General features: G+C 68.8%; 12 protein-coding genes. 7 read left to right on the forward strand and 5 right to left on the reverse strand.

Features of this window, described 5'->3' with window-relative positions; all coding sequences use genetic code 11:
• Positions 1-59: 59 nt before the first annotated feature.
• A complete protein-coding gene (locus ONA70_RS02625) occupies positions 60-3,593 on the reverse strand; it encodes a S8 family serine peptidase (protein WP_265004688.1) in 3,534 nt (1,177 codons plus the stop codon).
• On the opposite strand from ONA70_RS02625, the gene ONA70_RS02630 reads away from it, so the two are divergent.
• Both ONA70_RS02630 and ONA70_RS02635 read left to right on the forward strand, forming a co-directional pair.
• Positions 3,571-3,807: a hypothetical protein gene (locus ONA70_RS02630; RefSeq protein ID WP_265004689.1), complete on the forward strand. Its 237-nt coding sequence runs from the start codon at positions 3,571-3,573 to the stop codon at positions 3,805-3,807. The genes ONA70_RS02625 and ONA70_RS02630 overlap by 23 nt on opposite strands.
• 279 nt (positions 3,808-4,086) lie before the next feature.
• Positions 4,087-4,665: an alpha/beta fold hydrolase gene (locus tag ONA70_RS02635; RefSeq protein WP_265004690.1), complete on the forward strand. Its 579-nt coding sequence runs from the start codon at positions 4,087-4,089 to the stop codon at positions 4,663-4,665.
• A 105-nt stretch (positions 4,666-4,770) separates the two neighbouring features.
• On the opposite strand, the gene ONA70_RS02640 is transcribed toward ONA70_RS02635, so the two are convergent.
• Together ONA70_RS02640 and ONA70_RS02645 are read right to left on the reverse strand one after the other, a co-directional pair.
• The gene (locus ONA70_RS02640) at positions 4,771-5,742 is read right to left on the reverse strand and encodes a hypothetical protein (RefSeq protein ID WP_265004691.1); all 972 of its coding nucleotides are present in this window, start codon (positions 5,740-5,742) and stop codon (positions 4,771-4,773) included.
• A 230-nt stretch (positions 5,743-5,972) separates the two neighbouring features.
• Positions 5,973-8,096, reverse strand: coding sequence for a discoidin domain-containing protein (locus tag ONA70_RS02645; RefSeq protein ID WP_265004692.1), 2,124 nt, complete (start codon positions 8,094-8,096; stop codon positions 5,973-5,975).
• 487 nt (positions 8,097-8,583) lie between these two features.
• Between ONA70_RS02645 and ONA70_RS02650 the strand changes: the two genes are divergently transcribed.
• The gene (locus ONA70_RS02650) at positions 8,584-10,086 is read left to right on the forward strand and encodes a serine/threonine-protein kinase (protein WP_265004693.1); all 1,503 of its coding nucleotides are present in this window, start codon (positions 8,584-8,586) and stop codon (positions 10,084-10,086) included.
• Between the two features lie 194 nt (positions 10,087-10,280).
• Here ONA70_RS02650 and ONA70_RS02655 read toward each other — a convergent pair whose 3' ends face one another.
• Both ONA70_RS02655 and ONA70_RS02660 read right to left on the reverse strand, forming a co-directional pair.
• Entirely contained in the window at positions 10,281-10,697 is a 417-nt protein-coding gene (locus tag ONA70_RS02655; RefSeq protein WP_265004694.1) for a hypothetical protein, read from the reverse strand.
• Positions 10,698-10,946: 249 nt separating this feature from the next.
• Positions 10,947-11,834 (reverse strand): hypothetical protein, encoded by an 888-nt coding sequence (locus ONA70_RS02660; RefSeq protein ID WP_265004695.1) that lies wholly within the window; start codon positions 11,832-11,834, stop codon positions 10,947-10,949.
• Between the two features lie 155 nt (positions 11,835-11,989).
• On the opposite strand from ONA70_RS02660, the gene ONA70_RS02665 reads away from it, so the two are divergent.
• The 4 genes from ONA70_RS02665 to ONA70_RS02680 all read left to right on the forward strand — a co-directional run bounded on the left by ONA70_RS02665 (position 11,990) and on the right by ONA70_RS02680 (position 13,333).
• Entirely contained in the window at positions 11,990-12,160 is a 171-nt protein-coding gene (locus tag ONA70_RS02665; protein WP_265004696.1) for a hypothetical protein, read from the forward strand.
• 3 nt (positions 12,161-12,163) lie between these two features.
• The gene (locus ONA70_RS02670) at positions 12,164-12,502 is read left to right on the forward strand and encodes a hypothetical protein (RefSeq protein WP_265004697.1); all 339 of its coding nucleotides are present in this window, start codon (positions 12,164-12,166) and stop codon (positions 12,500-12,502) included.
• A complete protein-coding gene (locus tag ONA70_RS02675) occupies positions 12,493-12,789 on the forward strand; it encodes a DUF5317 domain-containing protein (protein ID WP_265004698.1) in 297 nt (98 codons plus the stop codon). The genes ONA70_RS02670 and ONA70_RS02675 overlap by 10 nt, the downstream gene beginning before the upstream one ends.
• A 133-nt stretch (positions 12,790-12,922) precedes the next feature.
• On the forward strand, positions 12,923-13,333 hold the full coding sequence (locus tag ONA70_RS02680; RefSeq protein WP_265004699.1) for a cytidine deaminase family protein: 411 nt from the start codon (positions 12,923-12,925) through the stop codon (positions 13,331-13,333).
• Positions 13,334-13,534 lie beyond the last annotated feature (201 nt).

Below are 13,534 nucleotides of genomic sequence, written 5' to 3' on the forward strand. Positions count from 1 at the left end.
CGGGCGACAAGACGGGACGGGCCCCGGGACGTCGCCGTCCCAGGGCCCTTCGAACGGTCTCACCGGAGGCCGTACGCCCGGATGATCTCCTGCTTGATGCCGAAGCCGGCGTCGGTCGTGCCGGTGGTGCGCAGCGACACGTAGCCGCCCGGCTGCTTGGCCAGCTTGAGCTCGCCGTTCCACCAGTCGCCGGCGTCCTTGCTCAGGGTCACCTGCTGCCAGGTGGCGCCGTCGTCGTACGACACCTCCAGGGTCACCGAGGTGACGTTGCCCGTGCTGGGGCCGCCACCCGCCTGCGGGATCGGCTTGAGGCGGATCTGCTCGGTGCTGCCCGCCTTCACGTCACCGTGCAGGTCGGCGTCGAGACGGTACTCCATCTGCAGCAACGCGAACGGCTCGAAGAAGTCCGCATCGTTGGAGCTGGAGACGAAGTCCCACTCGGTGTGCGTACGAGTCGACAGCCGCCACTGGTCGGCGGGGCGGGACGCGTCCAGCACCAGGCGGTAGGGCAACGTCCCGGCCGGCACCGACCTCCACTGCAGGTCGGCCCCGAACTTGTTCTCGTACAGCAGCCGGTCGCCCTGGTAGAGCTTCAGGTTGCTCGGCACCGAACCCCAGTCCAGGTATCCGCCGTGCTCCAGCACGTCGGCCGACGGGCTCCAGGCCTGCACGTTGATGGTCATGTTGTCGCGCCAGCGGCTGTTCTGCACCGCGAATGCCCGGTTGAACGCCGGCCGGATCGCCGGGGCGAACCAGTCCAGCCGGGTGGTGGTGCCCTTGGCGTACGCGTGGCGGTTGGACACGTCCGTCCAACCACCCTGTTCGTGCGACTCGCCCCAGACCTGGTCCGGGGTGACCCACTCGGTGCGGGTGCCGGGATGCCACTCCCGCTCAGGGAAGCCGAGGGACGGCCTGAAGGTCAGGTCATTCCGGAGTCCGGAGCCCTCCATCGGCTGCGTGACGTTGTAGTAGCGAGCGTCGATCCGGGCCAGATCCTCCTGAGCCGGGTGATAGGTGAGCGCCTTGTCCGGCACCTGCCCGGAGTAGGTGCGGATCAGATCGTAGAGGTAGCTCGCGTACGGCACCTGGTTGGTGACCAGCGACAACCTGCCGGTCTTGGCCAGACCGATCAGTTGCGATCCGGCGTCGCGGTGCACGGTGCCGACCGGAATCGGCGACCGACCGACCGACTCGTTGAGCACCCCGACGCCGTCGTTGACGACCAGCAGCAGCTTCGCCCCGGCGGCCACGGCGGCGGCGGCACGATCGCTGGCGCTGACCACGTCGCTGCGGGTCACCACCACCGCCTTGCCCTTCGCGTCGAGGGTGGCGTAGTCGGCGGCCGCGCCGGTGCCCGCGTAGACCGTGGGCAGGGTCTGCCTGCCGGCGGTGAGCGTGCTGCCCGGCTGGACCGTGACGTCCACCGGCGGCAGCCCAGCGATGTCCACGCTCAGCTGCGGCTCGCCCTTGCGCCACCGGGTGACCATCGTGAACGACCCCTGGGTGACCTTCTCGGTCGGCGTGACGTAGAGGTCGTCGTACTTGATCGGCACCAGGAACCCGTCGCGGAAGCTGTCGCCGTCGGCGTACGTGACGGCGTAGTCGAGCTTGCGCTGCCGGTCCTGGCTCCGCTGCGGCGTGGCGGTGTCCAGCAGGCGCGCCTTGCGCGCGTCCAGCACCACCTCGGCTCCGGAACCGTCGAGCACGGTTTCCGGGTCCATCAGCAGGGCGAGACCGAGCGAGTCGGCCCGCTCACCCGGAACGGCCAGCGAGGAATCGACGGTGTAGGTGCCCGGCGGCATCCGCAACGTCATCTCACCCTTGATGGTGAAGAACCACGGGTCGGACACGCCGGCCTTCTTGATCACCACGAACGAGGCGGCGGGCTTGCCGTCCCGGCCGATGAGCTTGACCTTCAGGTCGTAGCGCTCGTCCTCCTTGAGCAGACCGAGCGAGGTACGCGTGACCGCGACGCCCGTGGCGGCGTCGGTGCCGACGAGGTAGCCGGTGAACTGGCCGGCGCCGGGCTTGGTCGGGTCGCCGGTGACCGGGACGGTCGCGCTGCCGCCGGCGGGCACCGTCACCGAGGGGACGCCCAGCGAGAACGGACCGTCACCGGTGATGGCGAGGTTCAGGGTTACGCCGGTGCTGCCCGAGTTGGTGAACGTCACCTGCTTGGTCACCGGGGCGTCGGTGGATTCGTGCGGCCAGTCGAAGAAGCCGAAGAAGGCCGAGCCGGTGGCCCGGACGCTCGTGCGGACGGCGGCGGCGACGTCGAGCCGGCCCGTGCCCACCTCGTACGGCGTGTACCCGGCGGCCAGGCCCTTCGCGCTGCTCATCAGCGCCTCCTTGAGCTGCGCGCCGGACCAGTCGGGGTGGCGCTGGGCCAGGATCGCGGCGGCGCCCGACACGTGCGGGGTGGCCATCGAGGTGCCGCTGATCGTCCGGTACAGGCCGCTGCCGCTGGTCATCTGCTGCGAACGCGCGGCGGTGATGTTGACCCCGGGCGCGGTGATGTCCGGCTTGAGAGCGCCGCTGCGCACCAGCGGACCGGTGCTGGAGAAGTACGCCAGACGGTCCTGCTTGTCGACCGCGCCGACGGTCAGCGCGCTGGCCGCAGCGCTGGGCGTACCGATGCTCTGCGGTCCGGCGTTGCCGGCGGCGATGACGAACAGCGTGCCGTACTGCGCGGACAGCGTGTCCACCGCGACCGCCATCGGGTCGGTCCCGTCGGACAGCGTCGGGTCGCTCAGGCTCATGCTGACCACGTCCGCTCCGGACTCGGCCGCCCATTGCATGCCGGCGAGCACCCAGGAATCCAGGCCGGAACCGCCGTTGTCGAGCACCTTGCCGACGATGAGATCCGCGCCGGGCGCGACCCCCTTGTACGCGCCGTCGGATGCCGCGCCGGTACCCACGATCGTGGAGGCGACGTGGGTGCCGTGCCCGTTGACGTCGGAGGTGTCCTCGCCTGGCACGAAGCTGACCTTGCCGTCGATCTGGCCGACCAGGTCGGGGTGGGTCGCGTCCACGCCGGTGTCCAGCACCGCGACCTTGGCCCCGTGGCCGTCGTAGCCGGCGGCCCACGCCTCGGGCGCGCCGATCTGCGGCACGCTCTCCTTGAGGGTGGCGGTGACCCGGCCGTCCAGCCAGAGCTTCCCGATCCCGCTGCTGAGCGCCGGTGCGGACCCGGCGGCGGCCGGCGCGAGGTTGGTCCAGAAGGAACGGATCTGCTTCTTGTCCACCGCCAGCGCCGCGGCGCCGACCCCCCGCAGGTCGCGAACCAGCTTCGCGCCCCGCGGCGCGACCGGCTTGACCGTGCGCGCCTTGGCCGGCGCGTAGCTGCTGATCACCGGCACGCTCGGGGTCTTGGCGTCGTCGTACCCCATCTCGATGAGATCGGTGACGTTGAACAGCCGCCGATCCAGTTTGTCGGCGGCAAGCAGCGGCATCGCCTCGTCGGGCAGGACGAACAGGTCGTCTCCGCTCTCCTGGAGGTGCACGCCGCCGGTGGCGTTGTCGGGCCGGTCGACGTCGACCGCCTCCGCGCCGTCGGCGGAGGTGGTCACCGTGACGACGTCGCCGGTGATCAAGGTGATGGTGTGCGTGGATCTGGTCGCGGCCGGGGGGGCCGCACCGGGGCTCGCCGCGATCGCGGGCGGCTGGATCGCGGCGATTCCGCCGGCGACCAGTCCCGCCGCTGTCGCCGCGGCGATCAACCGGCGCCGCGCCCGGCCAGGCGCAGAGGGCTGCAAGGGGAATGACATGCAACATGTTCTATCGCCGCCGTTGCAGCCGGGTGAATAGCTGGCGCTGGCGGAGTCGCGCACGGGCGGAACTCCGCCACCGAGTCAACGGCCGCATGCATCTACGCGCTGTGGGAGGCCCTCGAGGACGAAGTCCGCAAGACTGTCGGGCCCGTCAGGCAAGATGAGGGCATCAAGGCCACCTGGGTGCGGCAACAGTGCGACCTGGTGCGCACGGGCCGGGTGCGGCGGGAACGGGCCCGGTAGGTCGCACCGACTTCGCGCGGGCCGGCAGCGGGTATCAAACCCAATCGTCACGAGGGCGCGAGGGAGGACCGTCATGGCAGGGATCCGGCAGATCCTCTTCATTCAGGGCGGCGGCGCGGGCGCGCACGACGAATGGGACGCCAAGCTGTTCGACAGCCTGCGGCGGGAGCTCGGGGACGGCTACGAGGTCCGCTATCCGCGCATGCCCGACGAGGACGACCCGACCTACGCCAGGTGGAGCGCGGCCATCCGGCGTGAGATGACGGCCTTGGACGACGGTGCGGTCGTCGTCGGCCATTCCGTGGGCGGGACGATCCTCATCAACGCGCTCGCCGAGCGGCCGCCGGCGCCGGAGCTCACGGCGATCGTGCTGATCGCCGCTCCGTTCGTCGGTGCGGGCGGCTGGCCCGGCGACGAGTTCGAGCTGCCGCACGACCTCGGCGCGAGGCTGCCGCACGGCGTGCCGGTGCATGTGTTCCATGGACTCCAGGACGAGATTGCCCCACCGTCGCACGCTGACCTGTACGCCCGCGCCATACCGCAGGCACAGCTGCACCGGCTGCCTGGGCGCGATCACCAGCTGGACAATGACCTCAGCGAGGTGGCGAAGACGATTGGTCCTGGCGACCTCGGACCCGTCACTCAGGGATAGCGAAGAGCCCGCAGCCCTCCCGATCGGCAGCCACGGCTTCGGCGCTCGGTTTCCTGCACACGAGGTCACGCCGCTGCCGCACTCAGCGCCGCCGGACACCAATCCTCAGTGGAAGGCCACGTTGTACAGGCGTGCCTTGTAGAACTCCGCGCCGTACGACAGGGAGCGGGTGAACGACCTCACCCCTGACGCGTCGAAGAACTGCACCGTCGGGCTGACCCAGTTCCGGGTGTCCCCGTGGTAGGTCGCCCCGGTGGCCTGTACCCAGAACCGCTCGCCCGAACTGTGCTGCGAGTACGACTTCACCGAGTTGTCGGCATAGGCCTGCGTCACGGCGTACGTGGTCTTGTCGATGGTCATGACCTTGCTGCCGTCCGTGGCCAGCATGAGGTTGCTGTGGGAGTAGCTGGCGTCCAGGCTATGTCCCAGATGGGCGCCGATCGAGATCGACCGGGACAACGACAGCCGTGTGCTGCGGTACGTCCCGGACACGGTGTAGACCCGGGCGTAGTCCTGGCCGATCGCCCACAACATTCCGGAGACGTCGTCCCACCAGACGCCATGGGCGCCTGGGAAGGAGATCGTCTGCACCAGCGCAAGTGTGCTCGGGTCGCTCACCGCGGTCGGGCCGTAGAGATAGAGGTATCCGCCGGAGGACGCCACCACGATCGCCCCGATGTTCGGGATGCGCTCGATCGCGTGGGGATTGTTCCCCGGCGTGGCGTACCAGAGCAGGTCGTTGAGCTCCTGCGCCGCCTCGGTGGTCTTGTTGACGATGCCGACCTTGCCGCCGGACGCGGTGACCAGGGCGACCACGCCGAACGCCGAGGTGTTGCGGAACTTGACGTCCGACAGGTTCGACCACCCGTTCGCGGTGCCCGGGCTGAAGCTCCACGTCAGCGTAGAGGTGCTCCACGCGGAGCTGGACGGGTAGATCTGGATCTGATTGTGGTACTGCTCGCAGACGGCCACGTCATAGGTGGCGTAGGCCTGCGCGGGCGCCTCGCCGAGCAGGGCGGCCGCCGGAGCGGCTGCCGCAGCTGCGGCCGCGGCCTTGAAGATCGTTCTTCTACGCAAGGCATCCTCCACGTGACGTCCTGAATGGACCGAGCGGGAACGATGCTACTCGCGCCAATCGACGACGGTAGCTACCTCGCGGCGTGGCCTGGCAGGCCACCACGACGTGGAAGGCCAGCACCAACCCCAACGTCTCATCGAAGATGCGCCGGGTCCTGGACCTCTACCGGCGAGAGACGGCCGCGACGCTGTGCCGGCCAGGGATGCTCCGGCCGGCACAGCGCCACCGGTTAGCCTTGGCGCGTCGTAAAAATCGCGGCGGCCCCGACCGGCAGGCGGTAGGCGTAGGTCGTGTCTCCCCACGGCACGTCGAACGTGGCGACCGAGCGGCCCGAGTTGTACACGACGAGAAGCTGCGTGCCGTCGTGCAACACGGCCGTCTTGCGCTGGACGCCGCTGTCCGAGCCTGCCGCCACGCTCGCCGGGCCGGCGGGCCCGAGCACGTTCAGCTCGTGGATCGACCACCAGTTGCCGGCATCGCCCTGGTTCACCACGCGGATGTAGCGGCCGGTGACCTGCGGAATGAGGATCTTGGCCACCGGGCTGCCCGGTCCGGTCGCGATCGGCTGGCCCCAGTTCGTGCCGTCGTTGGACACAAAGAGCTCGTACCCCCGCGGGGAGTCGCCGCTGCTTCCAGTGGTGTCCAGGACGACCTGGTTGAACGTCTGCTCCGAGCCGAGGTCGACCTGGAACCAGTCACCGGGCCCCATGCCGCGGCCGGTGCTCCACCGCGTGGCTGGGTCGCCGTCGATCGCCCGGTCAGGTGGTTCGGTGGCATTGCTCGCCGATGCCGACACCGTCCACGCGGCGCGCGGCAACGGCACTGCGGCCGTCGGAGGGGTGAGCGACGCGCCGGCGGGGAGCGTGTAGCCGAGCCACTGGTCGCCGACCCGCACCTGAGCCTGGTGCGCCAGCAGTCCAGCGTCGTAGCTGATCAGCGCTCGCGTCCCGTCGGGGTTCTCGAGCGGAACATCAACCGTGCCGATCGCGGCTGGGTCCACCTCGCCATGCTGGGTACCGGTCCAGGTGAACGTGGCTGCCGCCCCGCCAGGGAGGCGGTAGGTGAACCACTTGTTGCCCCACTGCACGTGGAACGTTTTTTGGCTGTCCGCGGAGTTGAACGCGACCAGCGCCGTGGAGCCATCGCGGTTGACGAAGGCGACGTCTTGCACGTCACCGGCTCCAAGTGAGTTGGACGCCACCCGGCGGGCACCCGGACGCACGAACTTGCTGGCGTGACCGAGCGCCCAGTAGTCGACGGTCTTGGTGTACGACCATTGACCTGCCGCGTCCTGCGCGACCGTCACCACGCCGCGGCAGGTCAGGCAGCCGCCGTTGGTCGGTCCGTTGTTCTGATCCAGCGCCATGTTCCAGCGGATGACACCCCTTGCCCAGTCACGGGTGCTGTTGATGACCAGGCCCAGTGCCGCGGCGAAAGCCGCCTGCTCGTCGCCCTCCCACGTGCCGCCCGAACACTCCGTGTGCCACGCCGGCTTGTTGGGGTAGTCGTTGTGCGACACAGCCTGGGCTCGCACGTCGCCGCCGTAGCAGTGCCAGGCCGTGCCGGCCACGAAGCCGGTCGCGGCCGGGTCGGCGTACATGGTCTCGGGATAGCTGACGACATCCCAGTTGTGGTCGTAACCAAGGATCCCGGTATGCAGCTTGCGGTCGCGTAGTGCCGGTCCGAGGTAGTTCTTGATCAGGTTGTTCTGCTGCTCGGCGCTGAGCGACATGCCCGGATAGCCGGAGGGCACGTAGAGCGGCTCGTTCTGGGGGGTGATGTAGCGGACCGGAACCCCCGCCTGCGCGTAGCCTTCGAGGAACTTCGCGAAGTAGTCGGCCAGCGGCTGGTAGGCATCCGGCTTGAGCGTCCCGCCGATCATCGAGTCGCTGGTCTTCATCCAGCCTGGCGGGCTCCACGGCGACGCCATCACCGTCAGCTCCGGGTTGAGCTGACGGGCTTGCTTGAGCAGCGGGATGATGTATGCCCGGTCGTGGTCGATGGAGATACGGGCGAGCGTCGGATCGCTCTGACCCGCTGGCATGTCGTCGTACGAGTAGTTTCCGTTCACCGCGAAGTCGCTGGAGCCCATCGGCTGACGCAGGAAGCTCAAGCCGATGCCCTGGCGGCTGAACAGGTCACGCATCGCCGCGTCGCGCTGTGCGCCGTCGAGGCGGGTGCCGACGAGCCAGGCGGAGGAGTCGGTGAACGACGCCCCGAAGCCGGTGATCTCCTGATATCGGCGCTGGCTGTCGACGGTGATTGTCGGTCCCTGCGGGGCCTGCCCGCGGTGCCACGACACGTCGGATCGGCGCGACAGGTAGGTCTTGGTGCCGAGGTCGGTGAGAAACACCGAAACCCCCGCCGGCGCGCTCGCTGCGGCGGGCGCCTCGGCCGGACAAAGCACGAGTAGGGACAGTGCAGTGGCCAGCCCGACGCGTAGCCCTCTTCGTGACACCTCGTGATCCCTTCGTTGCACGGCTCCGCAGCGTCTCGAACCGGGAACGTTTCGGGCGCAGCGCGAGGATTCGGGACTTCATTCAGGTCTAGAATTATTTACACATTTGGCTTAAGGCAGCGTCAAGGGCCCTGGTAGGTCAACCTCGAGGTGGTCCAGCGCATGTACCTGACCATCGATGGTCCCGGCGAGACGGGGCCAGGGCATTCCGCCAAGCTGTCAGCGACGCCGATGGTCGTTTCCTTGGTGCCGATGGCGCGTTGACCAGCTTGGGGGATCGTCCACCATGAGGGACTCCTGATGGTTCGTCCGATGACCCGATGCCGGCCGTCGCGTCACCGTCCCCCGGGTAGCGGCGCGCAGGGATGGAGCAGTGAGGCGGGTGCCGAGACGTCTGCTGGATGGCCGCTACCAGTCCGAGGAGCTGCTGGGCAGCGGCGGCATGGGTGAGGTGTGGCGCGGCCGCGACCTGCGCCTGGATCGCCCGGTGGCGATCAAGGTGCTCGCCGCGGCCGGCCTGAAGGAGCCGATGGCCGCGGAACGCTTCGACCGCGAGGCCCGTGCAGCGGCCGGGCTGACGCATCCGCACATCGTCGCTGTCTACGACTTCGGCACCGAGGAGAACGACTCCTACCTGATAATGGAACTGGTGGAGGGGCGGACCGTGTCCGCACTGATCGCCGACGGTCCGCTCACCGTCCTGCAGGCGTTGTCGATCGCCGTGCAGACCTGCGACGGGATCGCCGCCGCGCACGCGGCCGGGGTGGTGCACCGTGACGTGAAGCCAGGCAACCTGATCGTCACCGCCACCGGCACAGTGAAGATCTGCGACTTCGGCATCGCCTGCCTTCCTTGGGCAAAGGGGGAGAACGCCCTCACCGAGCCGGCGGCCAAGCTCGGTACCAGTTCGTACATGTCTCCCGAGCAGGCTCTCGGCCAGCCGGTTGACCACCGCACCGACCTGTACGGGCTGGGCTGCACCCTCTACGCCATGCTCGCCGGCCGGCCGCCGTTCGTCGGCGAGTCGCTCAGCGTGCTGCATCAGCACGTCAACGAGCCACCCCGGCCGCTGCGCGGGCGCCGGCCCGACGTACCGGCCGAGCTGGACGCCCTGGCCACCGAACTGCTGGCCAAAGATCCCGCCGACCGGCCGTCCGACGCGGCCGAAGTCCGGGACCGCCTCGCAGCCCTGCTGCCCCGGGCCGGCACGCCGGTTCCCCTCGTGTCGGTCACGCCGGCGGACCCGGGCCGGCCGGGACGGTCCACGCCGGTGATCGCCCTTCCGCCCAGACCACACGCAGTCGGCCCGGCACGCCCCAGGCCTGGCCATCGCCTGGCACGGCATTGGCGCGACGCGCTGCTGGCGGCGGCCCTGCTCGGCGTCGCGCTGCTCGCCCTGACCGGCGTCACGCTGCTCGACCGCGACGACCACACGTCGATCGCGGGATCGACCACGCCGCCGGCATCGGCCACCACCGCCGTGGCGCCCCGCGTGCCGGCTGTGCCGCTCACCGTCGCGCCCGCCACGCCGACGCTGCAAGCCGTCGCGTCCGCCTCCCGCAATCCGGCCAGCCCGACACCGAGCCCTCGGGCCACCTCCCGTAGGCCGAGCCCCACTCCACCCGCTGACCCGATCGCCGGCATGCGCCAGTCGATCCGGAAGCAGGTGGAGGCCGGCTTGAACCCAGATGCCGCGAGGGACCTGCACGCCAAGGTGGACGCGATCGCGAAGGAGATTGCCGAGAGCGACCCGGACCAGGCCGAGGACCAGCTCAAGAAGCTGCGCGAGAAGCTCGGCGAGCTGCGACGCGACGGCAAGCTCACCACCGACGGCTACGACGCCTTGACGGCCGACGCCGACCGGATCGCCGCTGACCTGCGGTAAAGACGTGGGGCCTCCGCGGGCCAACTGATCCTCGCGCCGCCTCCAGGCGGCGGGGGTACGCCGGGACTGGTCGGCACCGGGGAGGTGTCGGTCGGCTCGACGGTGCGTGACTGGCTGTGTTCGAGCGGCGCCCGAGCCGCCGCGCGCATCGCGGCTACCTGTTGAGGATGACCTGGCTGTGGGAGGTGTGGCAATCAGCCGTGACTGTCTCCCCGTGACCGGCGGAAGTAGGAGACCGTCGTCACGGCGAGCAGCACCGCGCCAACAAAGAAATAGGTGTTAATCCCAAGGCCGGCCCAGAGCTCAGCCGTGGAGATGTCTTCCGCCCCCACAAAGCCGCCTCGGCGGATGCCGGTAACCATCAGCAGGTTTTCGACCATCCCGGGAACCCCTCGGACGACGAGTAGCGCGCTGCCAAACCACAGCGGCGTGAGGAGCACCCACCGAGGGACGCGTCGCCCCCATGGCCGGACGGTGGCTACAACGACAGCCGCCCCGACGGCCGACATGAGGATGAGAGCGATGTTGAAGATCACGTACGCCCTGAGGCCCCAAGCTCCGTCGCCGGTCGGATCCTCACCGGGGAGGAACACCGCTACCACGTGGGACACGACGAAAAAGATCAGCCATGCGAACGTGCCGTACGCCCAACGAGGGCTGCCGTGAACTCTCACACCACCAAGATCGCCGCCTCGGGCACCATGACGCCTCCCATCCTGAGGGGATTCATTTCCCGCACTAGAGGGAGGCTCGAACTCTCGGGCACACCCAACCCGGCACGACCGCGACCAGTGGCATACGCCCCGAAACTGACTCGGGGGGCCACCGGAGAGCCCGCGGGGCTGCCGGTTGCGTGTTCCTCAGGCCTGGCGCCGCATGCGGTAGTGCAGCCGAACTGCGGGGATGTTCCAGAGCTTGAGGCTGTGATCGGCCCGGACGTCACCGTCCTCGTCGACATACAAATGGAAGTGTTCGTTCAGTGGGACACGACGTGCGCTGAGCGTTTCGTCATACCGCTCCAGCACGAGATATGCGCCGTTGGCGCCGAACCCTCCGATCGGGGAGTGCAGATGGAAGCTGCCGTCCGGGCCGGCGGAGGGCTTGAGGAAGACCTGCAACGAGCCCAGCGGCAGAGGAAACACGACGCGGACACTGGGCTGCCCGTTGCCGGGAAGGGTCCTGACGCCATACAGGCCGCTGTAGGTCACGTGGCCTGTCTTGCGCATGTTGCGGAGCCAGGCCGAGCCGACGACCTCGCCGTCCGCGTCGTGGATGTGGACCACCTTGCTGGTCATGCCAAACGACGCATCGAGCGGTCGCATCGGCAAGCAGGCCTGCTGCAGCCGTTCGCTGAGCAGGGCCGTGATAGCCCGACCGAATGGCCAGGCAAGGGCGGACCACTCCGACCACAGATCCAGGTGCCACCGGGAGGCGTGCTCGTAGAAGTCGGCGATCCGTGGGTCCACGTCGGCGGGATCGAAACCCTCGCCGCCGAGCGCGGCGAATGAGGTTAGCAGCCCGTGATCGGGGCCCGTGCTCAGCGAGCCGCCGAGATCGGTGGCCGTTCGCTCCACCCAGTCATGCCCGACGATGTCGCGCCCCGCGCTCGGGCCGATCAACCAGCTGACCGAGTTTCGCGGGAGGCGCCGGCTGGAGACCCGCATCAGGGCGCGGCCGAGGAGGTCGATCGGATGCCGGCACAACACCGGATGGGTCAGCGACGGCAGCATCTCCTGGGGGGCGGTCACGGGCAGAAGGTACACGCAGCCGCCGATTCACCGTCACCCACCGGACGCCCCAGCCGCACAGAGATCGGATCCTCTCAATCTCACCTGAGCAGACACACCGCTGGTCTTCGCGGCAGATCGACGCATTTACCTACCCGATCGCCAGGGATTTCGGCATGAACAGCTTCGGATCACCATCGATACCACCGAATCAGTTGATGTTCAGCGATCCCGCACCAGCACGGCGGCTGACGCGGCTCGAGAATGAGGCCGGCAGCGGCCTGCCGTTCGTCACCCTCACCACTCGGCTCCGCATCGTCGGCGCAACCATCGAAGAGGCCGGCTAACCGATGTCCTTCCTTCTTGTCAGCCCCGTCCTCGTCGGTCTGGCCGCCGGATACCTCACCGGCGGCCGGCCACGCCGGCTGGCCCACCAGCGTTTGCGGGGCCTCTGGCTGTTGTACGCAGCCGCGGTCGGACAACTGCTGAGCCACGTACCGCCGGGCTCCCGACTGCTCAGCGACCCCGCCCAGCGATGGCTGACCGCCCTGGTGTTCGCCACCGTCGGCGTCGCGTTGCTGATCAACCTCCCCCACCTGCCCGGGCCGGCCCGCGCCGGCGTCGGTATCGCCCTCGCCGGCGCCGCGTTGACGCGGCAACGATCCTGCCGAACGGACACATGCCGGTAGCAGCGGCCGCACTACGCGACATCGGCGCCGCCCCTACCAGCACCACATTGGATCCCCACCATTCGGTCGGCACCGCAACGACTCGACTCGCCATACTCGGCGACATCCTGCCCGTGCCGTGGCTGAACGTGGTCATCAGCGTCGGCGACATCGTTCTCATGTCGGGTATCGCCCTGCTCGTCGCGGCCCTCATGCACCGGGCCATCCCGGACCACCCTCAACTGACGGCCGCCGAGAGGGACGGCCTCTGCAATCGCAACGCCGCAGTTCGATGCGTACGCCGTTGAATGCCCGCCCGAGCGCAGCCACGGCGTGCCCGAAAACCACCTGGCGGTGCACGGCATTCGCAGTCACCGTCCGTGATGCGTGCTCAGTGGCAACCCGGATGCCGCGTAGCCTGAGGTTCGTTAGCTTGCCCCCATGACGACCACGTCGAACGAAGAACTGATCCAGGCGGCGCGGGCCGTGCTCAATCCTCACGTTGTGGGTGATCGTCTCTTCGGGGACGTGGGAGCGGCGTTGGTCACCAGCAACGGCAACCGGTACACGGGAGTCTGCATCGATACCGGTTCGGGTACGGGCTTCTGCGCGGAACACAGCGCCATCGCCGCCATGGTCACCGCCGGCGAGTACCAGATCGCGAGAATCGTGGCCGTCTGGCGAGATGACGAAGGTGCTCTGTACGTACTGCCGCCGTGTGGGCGCTGCCGCGAGTTCATCCGCCAGATCGACCACGGCAACATCAACACAGAAGTGATCCTCGGCCGAAACAGGTCGGCCACACTGAGGGAACTGCTGCCCGTCAACGAGTGGCCTGACCCCCTCGACTGACAAGCAATGGCCTTGCTGTTAATACGGCAGCCCGGGTTCGTCATGTAGCTGGCCCGGCGATGAGTTCCGGCGACTTCGCGCTGGCCGGCGTGTCTGCGGGCATGGAGACGGCCGCCGGTTGATCATGCACTATCTGTGGGGATAAGTGAAGATCGAGCACCGTCAAGACGTCACTCGACGTGTAGCCCCTGCCCCCGAAAC

It is taken from the genome of Micromonospora yasonensis (assembly GCF_026013475.1).
Classification (GTDB): Bacteria; Actinomycetota; Actinomycetes; order Mycobacteriales; family Micromonosporaceae; genus Micromonospora; species Micromonospora yasonensis.